Here is a 17,414-nt window from a genome sequence, read left to right on the forward strand (position 1 = left end):
CGCCCCTAGAAATCGGAGAACACACCACATGACAACGACGTCAGCGACGTCGACGCGCGGTGGAGCGCGCGTCCACGTCCAGCGCTTCGGCACCTTCCTCTCGGGAATGGTCATGCCGAACATCGCGGCCTTCATCGCCTGGGGCTTCATCACGGCCCTCTTCATCCAGACCGGATGGCTCCCCCTCCTCGGCATCGACGCCACCTGGGTCCAGCAGTTCGGCGGCTGGAGCACGGATCCCGACGTCGTCAACACCGGCCTCGTCGCCCCGATGATCACCTACCTCCTCCCGCTCCTCATCGCGAACACCGGCGGCCGCATGGTCTACGGCGCCCGCGGAGGCGTGGTCGGCACCATCGCGACCATGGGCGTCATCGTCGGCGCCGGCATCCCGATGTTCATCGGCGCCATGATCATGGGCCCGCTGTCGGCGTGGCTCATGAAGAAGGTCGACTCGATCTGGGACGGCAAGATCAAGCCCGGCTTCGAGATGCTGGTCAATAACTTCTCCGCCGGAATCCTCGGCCTCCTCCTCGCGCTCCTCGCCTTCGCGGGCGTCGCGCCGCTCGTGGTCGGCCTCTCGACCGCCCTCGGTGCGGGCGTGGAGTTCCTGGTCAACGCGGGCCTGCTCCCGCTGACCTCGCTCTTCATCGAGCCGGCGAAGATCCTCTTCCTGAACAACGCCATCAACCACGGCATCCTCACGCCGCTGGGCGTCCAGCAGGCGGAGGAGGCGGGCAAGTCCTACCTCTTCCTCCTCGAGGCCAACCCCGGCCCCGGCATGGGCGTGCTCCTGGCCTTCGCGTTCTTCGGCGTCGGCGCGGCCCGCGCCTCCGCTCCCGGTGCGGCGATCATCCACTTCATCGGCGGCATCCACGAGATCTACTTCCCGTACGTGCTGATGAAGCCGGCGCTGCTCGCGGCCGTCATCCTCGGCGGTGCGACCGGTGTCGCGACGAACGTCGCGTTCAACTCCGGCCTCCGCGCCCCCGCCTCGCCCGGCTCGATCATCGCGGTGCTCCTGCAGACCGCGAACGACAGCTTCCTCGGCGTCATCCTCTCGGTGATCCTCGCGACCGCCGTGTCGTTCCTGGTGGCCTCGGTCATCATCCGGTCCGGCCGCAAGCGCGACCTGGCCGCGGAGCAGGAGGGCGACGACAAGCTCGCCGCCGCCGTCGCCGCCAACGAGGCGAACAAGGGCAAGGAGAGCGCCGTCGGCTCGCTCATCAACGCCCGCGGCGCCAACGCTCCGCAGGACTCGGCCGGCGCCTCGACCGCGGGGGCCACGGCCACCGCGACCCAGGTCCGGAACATCGTCTTCGCCTGCGACGCCGGCATGGGCTCGTCCGCGATGGGCGCCTCGGTGCTGCGGAACAAGATGAAGAAGGCGGGCTTCGAGGACGTCACGGTCACCAACAAGGCGATCGCCGCTCTCGAGGACGACGTGGACCTGGTCATCACCCAGGCCGAGCTCACGGAGCGCGCCCGCCAGCGCACCCCGGGCGCGATCCACGTCTCCGTGGACAACTTCATGAACAGCCCGAAGTACGACGAGGTCGTCTCGCTGGTCGCGGAGCAGCACGGCAAGTAGTACGCCAACCATTCGGAGGGAACCCGTAGGGTGCGACAGGGCGGACACGCTCCGCTCGCCCCTGCGGGTTCCCTCGCTGTCAGCACCTCCACGGAAGGACGCACCCCATGAGCGACGTGCTCACCATCGGACAGATCGACGCCTCCGGCACCGCCACCACGAAGGAGGCCGCCATCAAGGAGGCCGCCGACATGCTGGTCGGCGTCGGCGCGGTCACCCCCGCCTACTACGAGGCCATGCTCGCCCGCGAGGCGACCGTCTCGACCTACATGGGCAACCTGCTCGCCATCCCGCACGGCACCAACGACGCGAAGGACGAGATCCGCTCCTCCGCCCTCTCGTTCGTGCGCTATGCGCAGCCGATCGACTGGGACGGCAACGAGGTGCGCTTCGTCGTCGGCATCGCCGGCGTCGACAACGAGCACCTCGAGATCCTCTCCAAGATCGCGATCATCTTCTCGGAGGAGGACGAGGTGCAGAAGCTCCTCGACGCCCCGGACGCGCAGTCGCTCTACAGCCTGCTGGGCGAGGTCAACTCCTGATGCCCACCGCCGTCCACTTCGGCGCCGGCAACATCGGCCGCGGCTTCGTCGGCCTGATCCTGCACGGCGCCGGCTACGAGCTCGTCTTCGCCGACGTCAACTCCGAGCTGATCGGCCGCCTCGCCGCCGCCGACAGCTACGAGGTGCACGAGGTGGGGGAGGAGGCGGCCACGCACGTCGTCGACCGCTTCCGCGCGATCGACTCGGCCGCCGACGAGGAGGCGCTCGTCCGCGAGATCGCCGCCGCCGACATCGTCACCACGGCCGTCGGCCCGAACATCCTGCGCTTCGTCGCCCCCGTGATCGCGAAGGGTCTCGCCGCCCGCGACGAGTCGGCGCCGCGGCTGGCGGTCATGGCCTGCGAGAACGCGATCAACGCCACGCGCCTCCTGCAGACCGAGGTCGCCGCGAACCTCGGCGCGGACGAGTGGGAGCGCCTGCGCACCCGCGCCGTCTTCGCCGACACCGCGGTGGACCGCATCGTCCCGAACCAGGACCCGGGCCAGGGCCTGGACGTGACAGTGGAGAGCTTCTTCGAGTGGGTCGTCGACCGCACTCCGTTCGAGGGCACCGAGCCGGAGATCCCGGGCGCGACCTGGGTCGACGACCTCGAGCCCTTCATCGAGCGGAAGCTCTTCACGGTGAACACCGGCCACGCGACGGCCGCCTACACCGGCTTCGCGGCCGGAGCGCACAAACTCTCCGACGCGCTGGCGATGCCCGAGGTGCACGACGCGGTCAAGGCCGCGCTCGAGGACACCAAGGCGCTCATCGTGGCCAAGCACGGCTTCAGCGACGAGGAGCAGCAGGCCTACCTCGAGAAGACGCTGAAGCGCTTCGCCAACCCGTACCTGACCGACACGGTCGACCGGGTGGGACGCCAGCCGCTGCGGAAGCTGTCGCGGCACGAGCGCTTCATCGGACCGGCGGCCGAGCTCGCCGAGCGCGGGCGCACGCCGGAGGGCCTGCTCGCCGCGATCGGCGCCGCGCTGCGCTTCGACGTGCCCGAGGACCCCCAGAGCGTGGAGCTCCACGAGAAGCTGGCCGCGCTCACCCCGGAGGAGTTCGTGGCGGAGGTCACCGGCCTTACGGCCGAGCATCCGCTCTTCGACCGGGTCGTGGCGGTCGTCCGCGGCTAGTCCCGTGGCCGCACGACGGTGAACGACGACGAGGTCCCCTGCTTCCCGCGGGGGACCTCGTCGTCGTCTGCGGCGGCTCGGGCGGAGCGCTAGAACAGCCGCCAGCGCGTGAGCGGCCAGGCCACGGCGAAGACGCGTCCGGTGACCCTGTCGATCGGCACGGTCTTCACGCACGTGTCGATCGGCCCGCCGGCGCCGCGGCACTCGCCGAGCGAGTCGTTGGAGTTCGACCGGTGGTCGCCCAGGACGAAGAGGGAGCCCTCGGGGACGGTGTACTCGTCGAAGCAGCGGAGGGACGCGGGGCTCGTCGTGCAGTCGAGGGTCCCGGGGGTGAAGGGGAAGTCCTCGAACACGTAGGACTCGTCCAGCGGCTTCCCGTCGACCAGCACGTGCCCCTCGGCGTCGCAGCAGGAGACGGTGTGGCCCCCCTCGGCGATCAGTCTCTTGACGAGGAACTCCTCGTGGGAGGGGCCGATGCTGGTGACGTCGCCGAAGGTCTTCACGATCTCGGAGAGGGGGCTGCCGGCCTCGTCGCTCGCGCCCCAGTCGGCGTCGCGCGAGAAGACGACGATCTGCCCCTCCTCCGGCCCGCCCTGGAGGGCGAGGGTGCGGTCGACCAGGATGCGGTCGCCGAAGAACCCTCCGCCCTGGAGGGTGTTCTCCATCGAGCCGGTCGGCACCGTGTACACCTTCACGAAGAAGGTCTGCACCAGGGCGATGACCGCGATCGCCGCCAGGATCGTCACCACCGGGTGCGAGTACCAGCTCCGCCTCGCGGTCGCGGACCTCGTCGTGCGCGCCATGTGCTCTCCCTCCGGCTCGACGGAGCCAGCCTAGGCGGCGGCGGACGCAGGGCCGGGCAGGGGGCGCGCGTCGGGCGCGGAGGCGGAGGAGGGGGCGACACGCCCGAGGTGGCGGAGCGGCCGCGATTCGCGTAGCATCGACCCTTGGTGTTTTGCGCGTGCTCCGGCATGCCCGCGAACCCCGATCCGGGCTCTCGCCCGGTGGTGGCTCGTCGCGGAAACATTCGCACGACCAGTACACACACTACTTCCGAACGACAGTGAGGCTATGGCCAAAAAAGACGGTGTCATCGAAATCGAAGGTGCGGTTGTCGAGGCGCTCCCCAACGCGATGTTCCGCGTGGAGCTGACCAACGGACACAAAGTTCTCGCCCATATCTCGGGCAAGATGCGTCAGCACTACATCCGGATCCTCCCCGAGGACCGGGTGATCGTGGAGCTGAGCCCCTACGACCTGACCCGCGGCCGGATCGTCTACCGCTACAAGTAGACGTTCGCTCCGCTGACGTTCGCGACGTGCGTGTCCTGTAAGGAACGGCCCCGGCATCCGCCGGGAGCACGACGCCAGCGAAAACAAGGACAAGAACAATGAAGGTCAACCCCAGCGTCAAGCGCATCTGCGACCACTGCAAGATCATCCGCCGCCACGGCAACGTGATGGTCATCTGCAGCAGCAACCCCCGCCACAAGCAGCGCCAGGGCTAGTCCCGCTGCTTCCGCGAGGGAGCGCAGGGGCGGCGTGCCGCCCCACTGCACAACTGAACACACCCGCAGCACCAGAAATCGCGCAGCACCCCGGCGACCCCGGGGTGGACGGCGAGGACACCTTCGGTCGGAGGCCGAGGCACCGGTGCTGCTTCACACCTCCACTCACTCACAGGAGAAGCCACAATGGCACGTCTGGCAGGAGTAGACATCCCGCGCGAGAAGCGCGTGGAGGTCGCACTGACCTACATCTACGGTGTCGGCCGCACTCGCGCGCTCAAGACCCTGAGCGACACCGGGATCGACGGCAACATCCGCGTCAAGGACCTCAGCGACGACCAGCTCGTCTCGCTCCGCGACTACATCGAGGGCAACTACAAGGTGGAGGGCGACCTCCGCCGCGAGGTCGCCGCCGACATCCGCCGCAAGGTCGAGATCGGCTCGTACGAGGGCCTCCGCCACCGTCGCGGCCTCCCGGTCCGTGGACAGCGCACCAAGACGAACGCGCGCACCCGCAAGGGACCCAAGCGCACCGTCGCCGGCAAGAAGAAGGCCGGCCGCAAGTAACGCGGGCGACACGGACCTAGAGGAGATACAGAATTGGCTACCCCCAAGTCGGCCGCGCGCAAGCCGCGCCGCAAGGAGAAGAAGAACATCGCTGTGGGCCAGGCCCACATCAAGTCGACGTTCAACAACACCATCGTCTCGATCACCGACCCCTCCGGGGCCGTCATCAGCTGGGCCTCGTCCGGCGGAGTCGGCTTCAAGGGCTCGCGCAAGTCGACGCCGTTCGCCGCCCAGCTCGCCGCCGAGTCGGCCGCGCGCCAGGCTCAGGAGCACGGCATGAAGAAGGTGGACGTCTTCGTGAAGGGCCCCGGCTCGGGTCGTGAGACCGCGATCCGCTCGCTCCAGGCCGCAGGCCTCGAGGTCGGCTCGATCAACGACGTCACCCCGCAGGCGCACAACGGCTGCCGCCCGCCCAAGCGTCGTCGCGTCTAAGCAGCACTCGCAGCCGTCGGCCGGCCGCACGAACCGCCTCCGGGCGGGGAGTGCGGCCGGCCGACGGATCGCGCATTTCTTTCACAACTCCACACCTCGCAAACGCACGTGTCATATAGCGGACACGTGATCGAAAGGAATCATCAGTGCTTATCGCACAGCGTCCGACGCTCACCGAGGAGAACATCTCGGAGTTCCGTTCCCGCTTCGTCATCGAGCCCCTCGAGCCCGGCTTCGGCTACACGCTCGGCAACTCGCTGCGTCGCACCCTGCTGTCCTCCATCCCCGGCGCCGCTGTCACCAGCATCCGGATCGACGGAGTCCTGCACGAGTTCACGACCGTCCCGGGCGTCCGCGAGGACGTCACCGAGATCATCCTGAACATCAAGGGACTCGTCGTCTCCTCCGAGCACGACGAGCCGATCACCGCCTACCTGCGCAAGCAGGGAGCCGGCCAGGTCACCGCCGCGGACATCTCGGCTCCGGCCGGTGTCGAGATCCACAACCCGGAGCTCGTCATCGCCACGCTGAACGACAAGGCGAAGTTCGAGCTCGAGCTCACGATCGAGCGCGGCCGCGGCTACGTCTCGGCGACCCAGAACCGCAGCGAGTTCTCCGAGGCCGGCCAGATCCCGGTCGACTCGATCTACTCGCCCGTGCTGAAGGTCACCTACCGTGTCGAGGCCACCCGTGCCGGCGAGCGCACCGACTTCGACCGCCTGGTCGTGGACGTGGAGACGAAGGCCGCGATCTCGCCGCGCGACGCCATCGCCTCCGCCGGACGCACGCTGACCGAGCTGTTCGGTCTCGCCCGCGAGCTGAACAACGCGGCCGAGGGCATCGAGATCGGCCCCGCGCCGGTCGACGCGGTCCTCTCGACCGAGCTGTCCATGCCCATCGAGGACCTCGACCTCTCGGTGCGCAGCTACAACTGCCTCAAGCGCGAGGGCATCAACAACGTCAATGAGCTCGTCGCCCTCTCGGAGACGCAGCTCATGAACATCCGCAACTTCGGTCAGAAGTCGGTGGATGAGGTCAAGGAGAAGCTGACGGAGCTCGGCCTGTCGCTCAAGGACTCGGTCCCCGGGTTCGACGGCGCCCACTTCTACAGCTACGACGACGAGAGCATCTAGGTCCTCCGCTCCGGAGCCCCGGCTCCTCGCGTCCGACCTGCTGACACCCCTTTAGTACTGGAGTAAACCCATGCCCAAGCCCACCAAGGGCCCCCGCCTCGGAGGCGGACCCGCACACGAGCGCCTGCTGCTGGCGAACCTGGCCGCGGCCCTGTTCACGCACAAGAGCATCAAGACGACCGAGACCAAGGCCAAGCGCCTTCGTCCGCTCGCCGAGCGCCTGGTGACCTTCGCCAAGCGCGGCGACCTGCACGCCCGCCGTCGCGTCCTCGCGACGATCGGCGACAAGTCGGTCGTCCACGAGCTCTTCACCGAGATCGCTCCGCTCGTCGCCGAGCGCGAGGGCGGCTACACCCGCATCACCAAGATCGGCCCCCGCAAGGGAGACAACGCGCCCATGGCCGTGATCGAGCTCGTCCTCGAGCCCGTCACGCCCAAGGCGAAGAAGTCGCGCACCGCCACGGCGCCCGTGTCCGGTCCGGTGGACGAGGCCCCCGCCGAGGAGCCCACTGCCGAGGAGACCACTGCCGAGGAGACCCCCGTCGAGGAGGCGCCCGTGCAGGACGCTCCCGTCGAGGACGCCGCGCAGGACGCTCCTGTCGAGGAGACCGGCGCGACCAAGTAGTCACGCCCCCTCTGCCGAGAGCCCTCCGTCCCCTCCGGGGCGGGGGGCTCTCGTCGTTCCACGGGGCCGAGTGGCGCGAATCGTCGCTTACGATGGCACGGCTGCGCTCGTCGGGTGCGGCCGCGTCACGACCGGCGCTCCCGGGGTCCGCCCCGACGATCCTCGGAGGACTCCTGTGCGACTGCGCTCCTCGGCCGCTGCGGCGCTCCTCGCCCTGGCACTCGCGGCCGGAGTGAGCGGCTGCGCCTCCGGCGAGGTGATCGACGTGCCGGAATCGGCGGGCCTCGCGAGCACGACCCCCGTGCCGTCGGCCGCACCGACCGTGTCCTCCGTGCCCTCCGTGCCGTCGAGCGAGGGTGTGGACTGCGCGACCGCTCTCCCCGCCTCCCTCGTCGAGCAGGAGGCCGGCCTGACGGCGGGCACCGTGTCGATCACCGCCGCGGGAGACACGTGCTCCTACGCCGTCGACGGCGGCGACCCGGTCGTCGTGCTGACGCTGCACCACGGGCCCCTCGTCGAGACCTTCACCGGTGCGGGCGAGGCGCTCGGCGCCGTGCCGGTCTCGCTGGGCACGGCCGCCTACTGGGTGCAGGGCATCGCCTCCGCCCCCTCCGAGCTGGCCGTGCTCGCAGGCGGCTGGGAGGCGCGGATCGTCTCCTCGGTCGGCGAGCAGTCGACGCTGGTCGGCTGGGCGGTCTCGGCCCTGGCGACCGTCGACGTCCCGCTCGCGGTCGCCTGAGCCGCGACCACGGCGCGCTCTAGACTCGTCTGATGCTCCACCGCGTCCGCCTCGACCTGGCCTACGACGGCTCGCACTTCTCCGGCTGGGCCAAGCAGCCCGGCCTCCGCACCGTGCAGGGGGTGCTCGAGGAGTCGCTCGCCCTGGTGCTGCGCTCCGAGCAGCACCCGACCGTGACGGTCGCCGGGCGCACCGACGTCGGCGTGCACGCCAGCGCCCAGGTCGCCCACGTCGACCTCACCCCCGAGCAGTGGGGCCGCATCAGCAGCGGCAGGCGCCGACCGGGGGAGGAGCCGTTCCCGCCCGCGTCGATCCTGGAGCGGCGGCTCCGCGGGATCCTCGGGCAGTACACCGACGTCTCGGTGCACCGGGTGACGGAGGCGCCGGAGGGGTTCGACGCGCGGTTCTCGGCGCGCTGGCGGCGGTACGAGTACCGGCTGGCCGACGCCTCCTCGATGCGCCACCCGCTCGACCGCACGTACACCACCTGGATCACCGACTCCCTCGACCTCGACGCGATGACGGCCGCGGCCCGCTCGCTCCTGGGCCTTCACGACTACGCGTCGTTCTGCCGTGCCCGCGCAGGGGCCACCACCATCCGGAGCCTGCTCGACTTCACCTGGGAGCGCGACGCCGACGGAGTCCTGCACGCCCACCTGCGCGCGGACGCCTTCTGCCACAGCATGGTGCGGGCCCTCGTGGGGGCGTGCGTCGCGGTCGGCGCCGGGAAGCTCGAGGCGGGGGCGGTCCCGCTGCTCCGGGACGCCGCCCGACGGACCAACGCGTTCGCGGTGATGCCGGCCCGCGGCCTCATCCTCCGCGAGGTCGACTACCCCGAGGACGACGCACTCGCCGAGCGGGCCCTGCTCACCCGGGCGAAGCGCACCGTGCGGACCGAGGGGCCGGACCCGGAGGACTCGGAGTGAGGCGAGGGCGCGCGACTGCGCCCCGCGACCCGTGGCGGCCCGGGCCGCACCTCCCGCCGCCGGAGCCCCTGCCGCCACGATCCGTGCTTGGCCGCACGGGGGCTTTGCTGTAATGTCGACCCTTGGTGTTTTCGGCCGTGTGCCGAGCGCCCGAAGTTGAGCCCTCCACCGGATCGGTTCGGCCCCCTCGCGGGTCGAACGGCCACGGAGCGGGATCCACGAACACCTCACTCCGACCAGAAAGCAGCACTCACGTGACTCGCACTTTTTCTCCGAAGCCGGCTGACGTCCAGCACGACTGGATCGTCATCGACGCGTCCGACGTCGTGCTCGGCCGTCTCGCCACCCACGCCGCGGCGCTCCTGCGCGGCAAGCACAAGGCCACCTTCGCGCCGCACATGGACATGGGCGACTTCGTCATCATCGTCAACGCGGAGAAGGTCGCCCTCACCGGCCAGAAGCTCCTCCAGAAGAAGGCCTACCGCCACTCCGGCTACCCGGGCGGCCTCTCCGCCACCACGTACGCCGAGCTCCTCGAGAAGAACCCGGTCCGCGCCGTCGAGAAGGCCATCCGCGGCATGCTCCCCAAGAACTCCCTCGGCCGCGCCCAGCTGCGCAAGCTGAAGGTCTACACGGGATCCGAGCACCCCCACGCGGCCCAGCAGCCGCAGGCGTACGCCTTCACCCAGGTCGCCCAGTAGGCTCCGGCCCTCCCCGACACCCCAGACTTCGAAGACAAAGGATCACCTACACCGTGGCGAAGATCGCAGACCAGATCGACGTGGCTCCCGAGAGCTACTCCACCGAAAGCCCGGCCACCGAGGCGTCCACGACGCCCCGCGCCGTCCTCAACGTCTCCGGCGCAGCCGTGGGCCGACGCAAGCAGGCCATCGCCCGCGTGCGCCTCGTCCCCGGCAACGGCGGCATGACCGTCAACGCCCGCGAGTTCGCGGAGTACTTCCCCAACAAGCTGCACCAGCAGCTGATCACCGACCCCTTCAAGGTGCTCGACCTGATCGGCTCCTACGACGTGGTCGCCAAGATCACCGGCGGCGGCCCCTCCGGCCAGGCCGGCGCGCTGCGCCTCGCCATCGCCCGTGCACTCAACGAGATCGACCGCGAGAACAACCGCGCGATCCTGAAGAAGGCGGGCTTCCTGACCCGCGACGCCCGCGTCATCGAGCGCAAGAAGGCCGGTCTCAAGAAGGCCCGCAAGGCGTCCCAGTTCTCGAAGCGCTAGTCGACGCGGCCTGACGGCCGCACGACCAGCAGCTCGAGAAGGGACTGCGCACCATGCCGCGCCTGTTCGGAACAGACGGCGTCCGTGGCCTCGCGAATCGCGAGGTCACGGCCGACCTGGCTCTCGGCCTCGCCCAGGCGGCCGCCCGTGTACTCGGAGCGGCCGCCCGGGCAGAGGGCCGTCGGCCCGTCGCCGTGCTCGCCCGCGACCCCCGCATCTCCGGTCAGTTCATCGGAGCCGCGGTCGCGGCGGGTCTCGCGAGCGCGGGAGTCGACGTGCTCGACGCCGGCGTCATCCCGACGCCCGCCACCGCCTACCTCATCGCCGACGAGAACGCCGACTTCGGCGTGATGATCTCGGCCTCGCACAACCCCGCCGCCGACAACGGCATCAAGTTCTTCGCCGCCGGCGGACGCAAGCTCCCGGACGAGCTCGAGAACCGCATCGAAGCGGCCCTCGGAGTCCCCCCGCTCACGCCGACCGGAGCCGACGTCGGCCGCATCACCCGCTTCTCCGACGCGGAGGACCGCTACGTCCTCCACCTGCTCGGATCCCTCGAGGGCACCCGTCTCGACGGCCTGCACGTGGTCATCGACTGCGCGCACGGCGCCGCCGCCGGCATCTCGCCCCAGGTGTTCACCGACGCCGGAGCGACCGTCACCGTCATCGGCAACGACCCCGACGGCCTCAACATCAACGACGGAGTGGGCTCCACCCACCTCGACAACGTCGCCGACGCCGTCCGCGCGGCCGGCGCCGACATCGGCATCGCCCACGACGGCGACGCCGACCGCTGCCTCGCAGTGGACGCCGAGGGCCGCATCGTCGACGGCGACCAGATCATGGCGATCCTCGCGACAGCCATGGCCCGCCGCGGCGCCCTCCGCGACGACGTCCTCGTGGCCACCGTCATGAGCAACCTCGGCCTCAAGCTCGCCATGCGCGACGCCGGCATCCGCGTCATCGAGACCGCGGTCGGCGACCGCTACGTCCTCGAGGCGATGAACGACGGCGGCTACTCGCTCGGCGGGGAGCAGTCCGGCCACGTCATCATGAGCCGCTACGCCACCACCGGCGACGGCGTGCTCACCGGCCTCCAGCTCGCGGCCGAGATGGCCCGGACCGGACGCACGATCGCCGACCTGGCCGCCGTCATGTCCGTCTTCCCGCAGACCCTCCTCAACGTGCGCGGCGTCGACCGCGAGGGCGTCCGCGACGACGAGGTCATCGCCTCCGCCGTCGCCGACGCCACCGCCGAGCTCGGCAGCGACGGCCGCGTGCTCCTGCGCCCCTCCGGCACGGAGCCGATGGTGCGCGTCATGGTCGAGGCGAAGACGCAGGAGACGGCCGACCGCCTCGCCGAATCGCTCGCCGCGGTCGTGCTCGAGCGGCTGCGTTCTTAAGGAGCCGCTCCCTGCGCGGCTCCTCGCGGTCGGCCTGGAGAGGTGGTCGCGATGGGTGGAGCGGGGTGCGTTCGCCGCGTGGGAATCGCTTGGCACGCGATTCCCACGACGGCTCGTGGGTTGGGCCGCTCCCTGCGCGGCTCCTCGCGGTCGGCCTGGAGAGGTGGTCGCGATGGGTGGAGCGGGGTGCGTTCGCCGCGCGGGAATCGCTTGGCACGCGGCTGTGTTCGTTGCGGGGCCGCTCCCTGCGCGGCCCCTCGCGGTCGGCTTCGCGAGGTGGTTGCGATGGGTGGAGCGGGGCGCGTTCGCCGCGGGTGAATCGCTTGGCACGCGATTCCCGCGACGGCTGTGTTCGTTGCGGGGCCGCTCCCTGCGCGGCCCTTCGCGGTCGGCTTCGCGAGGTGGTTGCGATGGGTGGAGCGGGGCGCGTTCGCCGCGGGTGAATCGCTTGGCACGCGATTCCCACGACGGCTGTGTTCGTTGAGGGGCCGCTCCCTGCGCGGCCCCTCGCGGTCGGCTTGTCGAGGTGGTTGCGCGGGTGGAGCGGGTCGCGATCGCCGCGCGTGAATCGCTTGGCACGCGATTCACGCTGACGGCTCGTGGGTGGTGGCGAGCCTGCGCCGATCGTGCGGTGAAGGGGTTCGAGGTCGGTGGCTGCGCGGTGCGCGCGGCGGCGAACAGCGACCGGGGGCGCGGTCAGATCTTGCGGAGGAGGACCGAGGAGACGGTGTGGTCGGCCTGCTTGCGGAGGACCAGGCTCGCGCGGGAGCGGGTGGGGCGCACGTTCTGCAGCAGGTTCGGCTCGTTGATCGCGGCCCAGATGCTCCGCGCGCGCTCGCGGGCCTCATCCGGGCTGAGCGCCGCGTATCGGTGGAAGTAGGAGTTCGGATTCGCGAACGCGCCCTGCTGCAGGGTGAGGAAGCGCTCCTCGTACCAGCGCGCGATGTCGCTGGTCCGGGCGTCGACGTAGACGGTGAAGTCGAACAGGTCGCTCACCGCCAGGCCGTGACCGGGCACCGGCGGCTGCAGCACGTTCAGGCCCTCGACGATCAGCACGTCCGGCCGCCGCACGACGATCTCGGCGTCGGGGACGATGTCGTAGGAGAGGTGCGAGTAGAACGGCGCGCGCACCTCCGCGGCCCCGCCCTTCACCTCCGAGACGAAGCGGAGCAGCGCCCGCCGGTCGTACGACTCGGGGAAGCCCTTGCGGCTCATCAGACCGCGGCGCTCCAGCTCGCGGTTGGGCAGCAGGAAGCCGTCGGTGGTCACCAGCTCGACGCGGGGCGTGTCCTCCCAGCGGGCGAGCAGCTCCCGCAGCAGGCGCGCGATCGTCGACTTGCCCACCGCGACCGACCCCGCGACGCCGATCACGAACGGAGTCGGCTGCGCGCGCTCCCCGAGGAACGTGCTCGTTGCGCGGTGCAGGTGCCGCGCGCCACCGGCGTACAGGCTCAGCAGCCGCGAGAGCGGCAGGTAGACCTCCGCGACCTCGGTGAGGCTCAGCCGGTCGCCCAGCCCCCGCAGCTGCACGACTTCGGTCTCCGACAGCGGCAGCTCCGTGGTGCGGGCGAGCTCGGCCCAGTCGGAGCGGACGATCTCGACGAAGGGGGAGGGGTGCGCGTCGCGCGCGGGATCGCGAGGAGACGACGGCATGGGGACCGATCCTAGCGTCCGCCCCGCCGGGTGCCCGACGCCGCGGGAGGCGCCTCCGCGCCGCTTAGAATCGAGCGCATGTGTGGAATCGTTGGATACGTCGGTGAGCGCGACAGCCTGGCCGTGCTGCTCGGGGGCCTGAAGCGTCTGGAGTACCGCGGCTACGACTCGGCCGGCGTGGCCGTGATCGACGCCGACGGGCAGCTCGACAGCCGCAAGCGCTCGGGCAAGCTCAGCGTCCTCGTCGACGACCTCGAAGCGCACCCGCTGGCGGAGGGCACCACGGGCATCGGCCACACCCGCTGGGCGACGCACGGCGGCCCGACCGACCGCAACGCCCACCCCCACCTCGCGGACGAGGGCAGGCTCGCCGTCATCCACAACGGCATCATCGAGAACTTCCAGCCGCTCAAGGAGCAGCTGCTCGCCGAGGGCGCCGTCTTCGAGAGCGAGACCGACACCGAGGTCGCCGCGCACCTGATCGCCCGCGAGTACCGCCGCACCGGCGACCTCGTGCTCGCCTTCCAGGCCGTCGTCGCGCACCTCGAGGGCGCGTTCACCCTGCTCGCCCTGCACCAGGACCAGCCCGGCGTGGTCGTCGGCGCGCGCCGCAACTCGCCGCTCGTGATCGGCCTGGGCGACGGGGAGAACTTCCTCGGCTCGGACGTCGCGGCGTTCGTCGAGTTCACCCGCCGCGCGGTCGCGATAGGCCAGGACCAGATCGTCACGATCACCCCGGAGCTCGTCACGGTGACCGACTTCTTCGGCAACCCCGTCGAGACCGAGCCGTTCGAGATCGCCTGGGACGCGTCGGCGTCCGAGAAGGGCGGCTGGTCGAGCTTCATGGCGAAGGAGATCACCGAGGGCCCCGAGGCCGTCGCGAACACGCTCCGCGGCCGCATCCACGAGGGCGCGATCACGCTGCCCGAGCTCGACGCGCTCGGTCCGGTGCTGACGGAGATCGACCGCATCACGATCATCGCCTGCGGCACGGCCGCCTACTCGGGCATGGTCGCCAAGTACGCGATCGAGAAATGGGCGCGCGTCCCCGTCGAGGTCGAGCTCAGCCACGAGTTCCGCTACCGCGACCCGGTGCTCACCCCGCGCACCCTCGTCGTCTCGATCAGCCAGTCCGGCGAGACGATGGACACGCTGATGGCGGTCAAGTACGCCCGCGAGCACGGCGCCAAGACGCTCTCGGTCTGCAACACCCAGGGCGCGACGATCCCACGCGAGTCGGACGCCGTGCTCTACACGCACGCGGGCCCGGAGGTGGCGGTCGCCTCGACCAAGGCCTTCGTCGCCCAGATCGCGGCGCTCTACCTCTTCGGGCTGCACCTGGCCGCGGTGCGCGGTGCCGCCTCCACCGAGCTCGTCGCCTCGCAGGCGGCCCAGCTCGCCGCGATCCCGGAGAAGCTCTCCCGCGTGCTCGACGCCTCCGACGACATCGCCCAGCTGGCGGGCTGGATGGCTGACACCCGCGCGGTGCTGTTCCTCGGCCGCCACGTCGGCTACCCGGTGGCGCTCGAGGGCGCGCTGAAGCTCAAGGAGCTCGCCTACATCCACGCCGAGGGCTTCGCGGCGGGCGAGCTCAAGCACGGCCCGATCGCGCTGATCGAGCCGGGCCAGGTCGTGTTCGTGATCGTGCCGAGCCCGAGCGAGTCGTACGAGCTGCAGCGCAAGGTGATCTCGAACATCCAGGAGATCAAGGCCCGCGGCGCCCGCGTCATCGCGATCGCGGAGCAGGGCGACACGGCCGCGATCCAGATCGCCGACGAGGTCGTGCCGATCCCGCTCGCCGACCCGCTGTTCGAGCCGCTGCTCGCCGTCACCCCGCTGCAGATGTTCGCGATGGAGCTCGCCGCCGCCAAGGGCCTCGACGTCGACCAGCCGCGCAATCTCGCCAAGTCGGTCACGGTCGAGTGATCGAGCCGTGATCGTGGGGATCGGGGTGGACGTCGTGGACCTCGCGCGCTTCGAGCGCTCGCTGACGCGCACGCCCCGGCTCCGCGACCGGCTGTTCGCCGAGAGCGAACGCTCGCTCCCCGTCGCCTCGCTGGCGGGCCGCTTCGCCGCCAAGGAGGCGCTGATCAAGGCGCTCGGCGACTCCGTGGGCGCCCGCTGGCACGACATGGTCGTCGAGCGGGACGAGCACGGGAATCCGTCCTTCGCGCTGCACGGCCCGGCCCGGGCGGCCGCGGAGGCGCGCGGGATCACGCGCGTGCACCTCTCGATGACGCACGACGCGGGCGTGGCCTGCGCGTTCGTGGTGGCAGAGTCGTGAGCGTCCCCGCGTCGTACCGCGAGGCGGTGATCGACGTCGACGCGATGGTGGCGAACGCCGCGCGTCTGCGCGAGCTCACCGGTGCCCGACGGCTCATGGCCGTCGTCAAGGCCAACGGCTACGGGCACGGCGCCCTGGCCGCGGCGCAGGCGGCGCTCGACGGCGGCGCGGACGCCCTCGGCACCGCGGAGCTGCGGGAGGCCGTGGCCCTGCGCGAGGCAGGCGTCGTCGCTCCGATCCTCTGCTGGCTGCACGACCCCGGCGAGGACTTCGACGCGGCGCTCGAGCACTCGATCGACGTCGCCGTCTCCTCCGTCGACCAGCTCGACACGCTCGCGCAGTCGGCGGAGGACCGCGGCGTGCGCGCGGCCGTGCAGCTCAAGGTCGACACGGGCCTCAGTCGCAACGGCGCCGCGGAGGAGGAGTGGCCGCACCTGGCGGAGGCGTTCGCCCGTCACAGCGCTCGCGGCACCGTCCACCTCACGGGGCTGTTCTCGCACCTGTCCAACAGCTCGCGCGAGGACGACCTCGCCCAGCTCGCGCTCCTCCGCCGCGCCGAGGCCGTGCTGGCGGCGCACGGGGTGCAGGCGCCGGTCCTGCACCTCGCGGCGACGGCGGCGGCGCTGCGCCTCCCGGAGGCCCGCCTCGACATGGTGCGCAGCGGCATCGCCCTCTACGGACTCTCGCCGTTCGAGGACGAGACCTCGCTCCAGCTCGGGCTCGTCCCGGCGATGACGCTGCAGGGCCGCGTCGCCGGCGTCCGCCGGGTGCCCCACGGGACCGGCGTGAGCTACGACTACACCTGGCGGGCCGAGGGCGGGACGACCCTCGCGCTCGTGCCGTTCGGCTACGCGGACGGCATCCCGCGGAGCGCCTCCGGCGTCGCGGAGGTCTCGATCGGCGGCCGCCGCCACCGGATCGCCGGGCGGGTCGCGATGGACCAGTTCGTCGTCGACGCGGGGGATGCGGGCGTCGCGACGGGCGACCCGGTGACGCTCTGGGGCGACCCGACGACCGGCGTCCCCTCGGTCGACGAGTGGGCGCGGTGGTGCGGCACCATCAACTACGAGCTGGTCACCCGGCTCGGGCCGCGCGTCCAGCGGCGGCTGCTGAGCGCGGCGGACGGCCGTGCCTGAGCGCTCCTGGTTCGCGGACCGCGTCGTCGAGGTCGCTGATCCGGAGGCCATGGCGGAGCTCGGCCGCGAGCTCGGCCGAGTGCTGCGCGCCGGCGACCTGCTGGTGCTGACGGGGCCGCTCGGCGCGGGCAAGACGACCTTCACGCGCGGGCTCGGCGAGGGCCTCGACGTGCGGGGTCCCGTGACGAGCCCCACCTTCGTGATCGCGCGGACGCACCCGCCGCTGCACGACGGGCCGCCGCTCGTGCACGTCGACGCCTACCGCGTGGGCTCGCCGGTCGAGCTCGACGACCTCGACCTCGATCCGGCGCGCTCGGTGGTCGTCGTGGAGTGGGGGGCCGGGATGCTGGACGGCGTCGCGGAGTCCTGGCTCGACGTGGTCATCGAGCGGCCGACCGCCGGCTCCGACGCCGAGGAGGGCGAGGAGCCGATCGAGCCGCGGACCGTCCGCTTCCGCGGCACCGGCTGGAGCTGAGCCCGCGGGTACCCTGGACGC

Annotated in this window: 20 protein-coding genes; 18 read left to right on the forward strand and 2 right to left on the reverse strand. The window is 71.1% G+C overall.

Features of this window, described 5'->3' with window-relative positions; genetic code table 11:
* Positions 1-28 precede the first annotated feature (28 nt).
* The 3 genes from C5C49_RS11915 (at position 29) to C5C49_RS11925 (ending at position 3,272) form a co-directional block, all read left to right on the forward strand.
* Positions 29-1,591, forward strand: a complete 1,563-nt coding sequence (locus C5C49_RS11915; RefSeq protein ID WP_104224995.1) for a PTS mannitol transporter subunit IICB — start codon at positions 29-31, stop codon at positions 1,589-1,591.
* 107 nt (positions 1,592-1,698) lie between these two features.
* Positions 1,699-2,133, forward strand: coding sequence for a PTS sugar transporter subunit IIA (locus tag C5C49_RS11920; protein ID WP_104224996.1), 435 nt, complete (start codon positions 1,699-1,701; stop codon positions 2,131-2,133).
* Positions 2,133-3,272 (forward strand): mannitol-1-phosphate 5-dehydrogenase, encoded by a 1,140-nt coding sequence (locus C5C49_RS11925; protein ID WP_104317203.1) that lies wholly within the window; start codon positions 2,133-2,135, stop codon positions 3,270-3,272. The genes C5C49_RS11920 and C5C49_RS11925 overlap by 1 nt, the downstream gene beginning before the upstream one ends.
* A gap of 89 nt (positions 3,273-3,361) precedes the next feature.
* Here C5C49_RS11925 and lepB read toward each other — a convergent pair whose 3' ends face one another.
* Complete coding sequence (lepB, locus tag C5C49_RS11930; RefSeq protein ID WP_104224998.1) at positions 3,362-4,075, reverse strand: signal peptidase I; 714 nt, start codon at positions 4,073-4,075, stop codon at positions 3,362-3,364.
* Positions 4,076-4,343: 268 nt separating this feature from the next.
* Here lepB and infA point away from each other — a divergent pair, with 268 nt between their 5' ends.
* From infA to glmM, 11 genes are all read left to right on the forward strand, one after another.
* Positions 4,344-4,565 (forward strand): translation initiation factor IF-1, encoded by a 222-nt coding sequence (gene infA / locus C5C49_RS11935; RefSeq protein ID WP_022883252.1) that lies wholly within the window; start codon positions 4,344-4,346, stop codon positions 4,563-4,565.
* A 98-nt stretch (positions 4,566-4,663) separates the two neighbouring features.
* Positions 4,664-4,780: a 50S ribosomal protein L36 gene (rpmJ, locus tag C5C49_RS11940; protein WP_055787164.1), complete on the forward strand. Its 117-nt coding sequence runs from the start codon at positions 4,664-4,666 to the stop codon at positions 4,778-4,780.
* A gap of 186 nt (positions 4,781-4,966) precedes the next feature.
* On the forward strand, positions 4,967-5,347 hold the full coding sequence (gene rpsM, locus C5C49_RS11945) for a 30S ribosomal protein S13 (RefSeq protein WP_068251511.1): 381 nt from the start codon (positions 4,967-4,969) through the stop codon (positions 5,345-5,347).
* A gap of 33 nt (positions 5,348-5,380) precedes the next feature.
* A complete protein-coding gene (gene rpsK, locus C5C49_RS11950; protein ID WP_055787170.1) occupies positions 5,381-5,779 on the forward strand; it encodes a 30S ribosomal protein S11 in 399 nt (132 codons plus the stop codon).
* A gap of 146 nt (positions 5,780-5,925) precedes the next feature.
* Complete coding sequence (locus tag C5C49_RS11955; RefSeq protein ID WP_104224999.1) at positions 5,926-6,912, forward strand: DNA-directed RNA polymerase subunit alpha; 987 nt, start codon at positions 5,926-5,928, stop codon at positions 6,910-6,912.
* Between the two features lie 70 nt (positions 6,913-6,982).
* Positions 6,983-7,537, forward strand: coding sequence for a 50S ribosomal protein L17 (gene rplQ, locus C5C49_RS11960; RefSeq protein ID WP_104346247.1), 555 nt, complete (start codon positions 6,983-6,985; stop codon positions 7,535-7,537).
* A 175-nt stretch (positions 7,538-7,712) separates the two neighbouring features.
* Positions 7,713-8,276, forward strand: a complete 564-nt coding sequence (locus C5C49_RS11965; RefSeq protein ID WP_104346248.1) for a hypothetical protein — start codon at positions 7,713-7,715, stop codon at positions 8,274-8,276.
* Between the two features lie 32 nt (positions 8,277-8,308).
* Positions 8,309-9,202 carry a tRNA pseudouridine(38-40) synthase TruA gene (locus tag C5C49_RS11970; protein ID WP_104238770.1) on the forward strand — a complete coding sequence of 298 codons (894 nt, stop codon included), beginning with the start codon at positions 8,309-8,311 and terminating at the stop codon, positions 9,200-9,202.
* A 254-nt stretch (positions 9,203-9,456) separates the two neighbouring features.
* Complete coding sequence (gene rplM, locus C5C49_RS11975; RefSeq protein ID WP_104225003.1) at positions 9,457-9,903, forward strand: 50S ribosomal protein L13; 447 nt, start codon at positions 9,457-9,459, stop codon at positions 9,901-9,903.
* A gap of 53 nt (positions 9,904-9,956) precedes the next feature.
* The gene (gene rpsI / locus C5C49_RS11980) at positions 9,957-10,442 is read left to right on the forward strand and encodes a 30S ribosomal protein S9 (protein WP_104225004.1); all 486 of its coding nucleotides are present in this window, start codon (positions 9,957-9,959) and stop codon (positions 10,440-10,442) included.
* A gap of 53 nt (positions 10,443-10,495) precedes the next feature.
* Positions 10,496-11,845, forward strand: coding sequence for a phosphoglucosamine mutase (gene glmM / locus C5C49_RS11985; protein ID WP_104251130.1), 1,350 nt, complete (start codon positions 10,496-10,498; stop codon positions 11,843-11,845).
* 696 nt (positions 11,846-12,541) lie between these two features.
* On the opposite strand, the gene coaA is transcribed toward glmM, so the two are convergent.
* The gene (gene coaA, locus C5C49_RS11990) at positions 12,542-13,498 is read right to left on the reverse strand and encodes a type I pantothenate kinase (protein WP_104234153.1); all 957 of its coding nucleotides are present in this window, start codon (positions 13,496-13,498) and stop codon (positions 12,542-12,544) included.
* A 78-nt stretch (positions 13,499-13,576) separates the two neighbouring features.
* Here coaA and glmS point away from each other — a divergent pair, with 78 nt between their 5' ends.
* Genes glmS through tsaE form a run of 4 tightly spaced genes read left to right on the forward strand, consistent with a single transcriptional unit; the run spans position 13,577 to position 17,393 of the window.
* A complete protein-coding gene (glmS, locus tag C5C49_RS11995) occupies positions 13,577-15,424 on the forward strand; it encodes a glutamine--fructose-6-phosphate transaminase (isomerizing) (protein WP_104227413.1) in 1,848 nt (615 codons plus the stop codon).
* Positions 15,425-15,431: 7 nt separating this feature from the next.
* Entirely contained in the window at positions 15,432-15,782 is a 351-nt protein-coding gene (locus tag C5C49_RS12000) for a holo-ACP synthase (RefSeq protein WP_104225009.1), read from the forward strand.
* Positions 15,779-16,918, forward strand: a complete 1,140-nt coding sequence (alr, locus tag C5C49_RS12005) for an alanine racemase (protein WP_104346249.1) — start codon at positions 15,779-15,781, stop codon at positions 16,916-16,918. Before C5C49_RS12000 ends, alr begins: the two co-directional genes overlap by 4 nt.
* Positions 16,919-16,967: 49 nt before the next feature.
* A complete protein-coding gene (tsaE, locus tag C5C49_RS12010) occupies positions 16,968-17,393 on the forward strand; it encodes a tRNA (adenosine(37)-N6)-threonylcarbamoyltransferase complex ATPase subunit type 1 TsaE (RefSeq protein ID WP_104225016.1) in 426 nt (141 codons plus the stop codon).
* Positions 17,394-17,414 lie beyond the last annotated feature (21 nt).

This window comes from Rathayibacter sp. AY1E2 (assembly GCF_002932325.1).
Lineage (GTDB): Bacteria > Actinomycetota > Actinomycetes > Actinomycetales > Microbacteriaceae > Rathayibacter.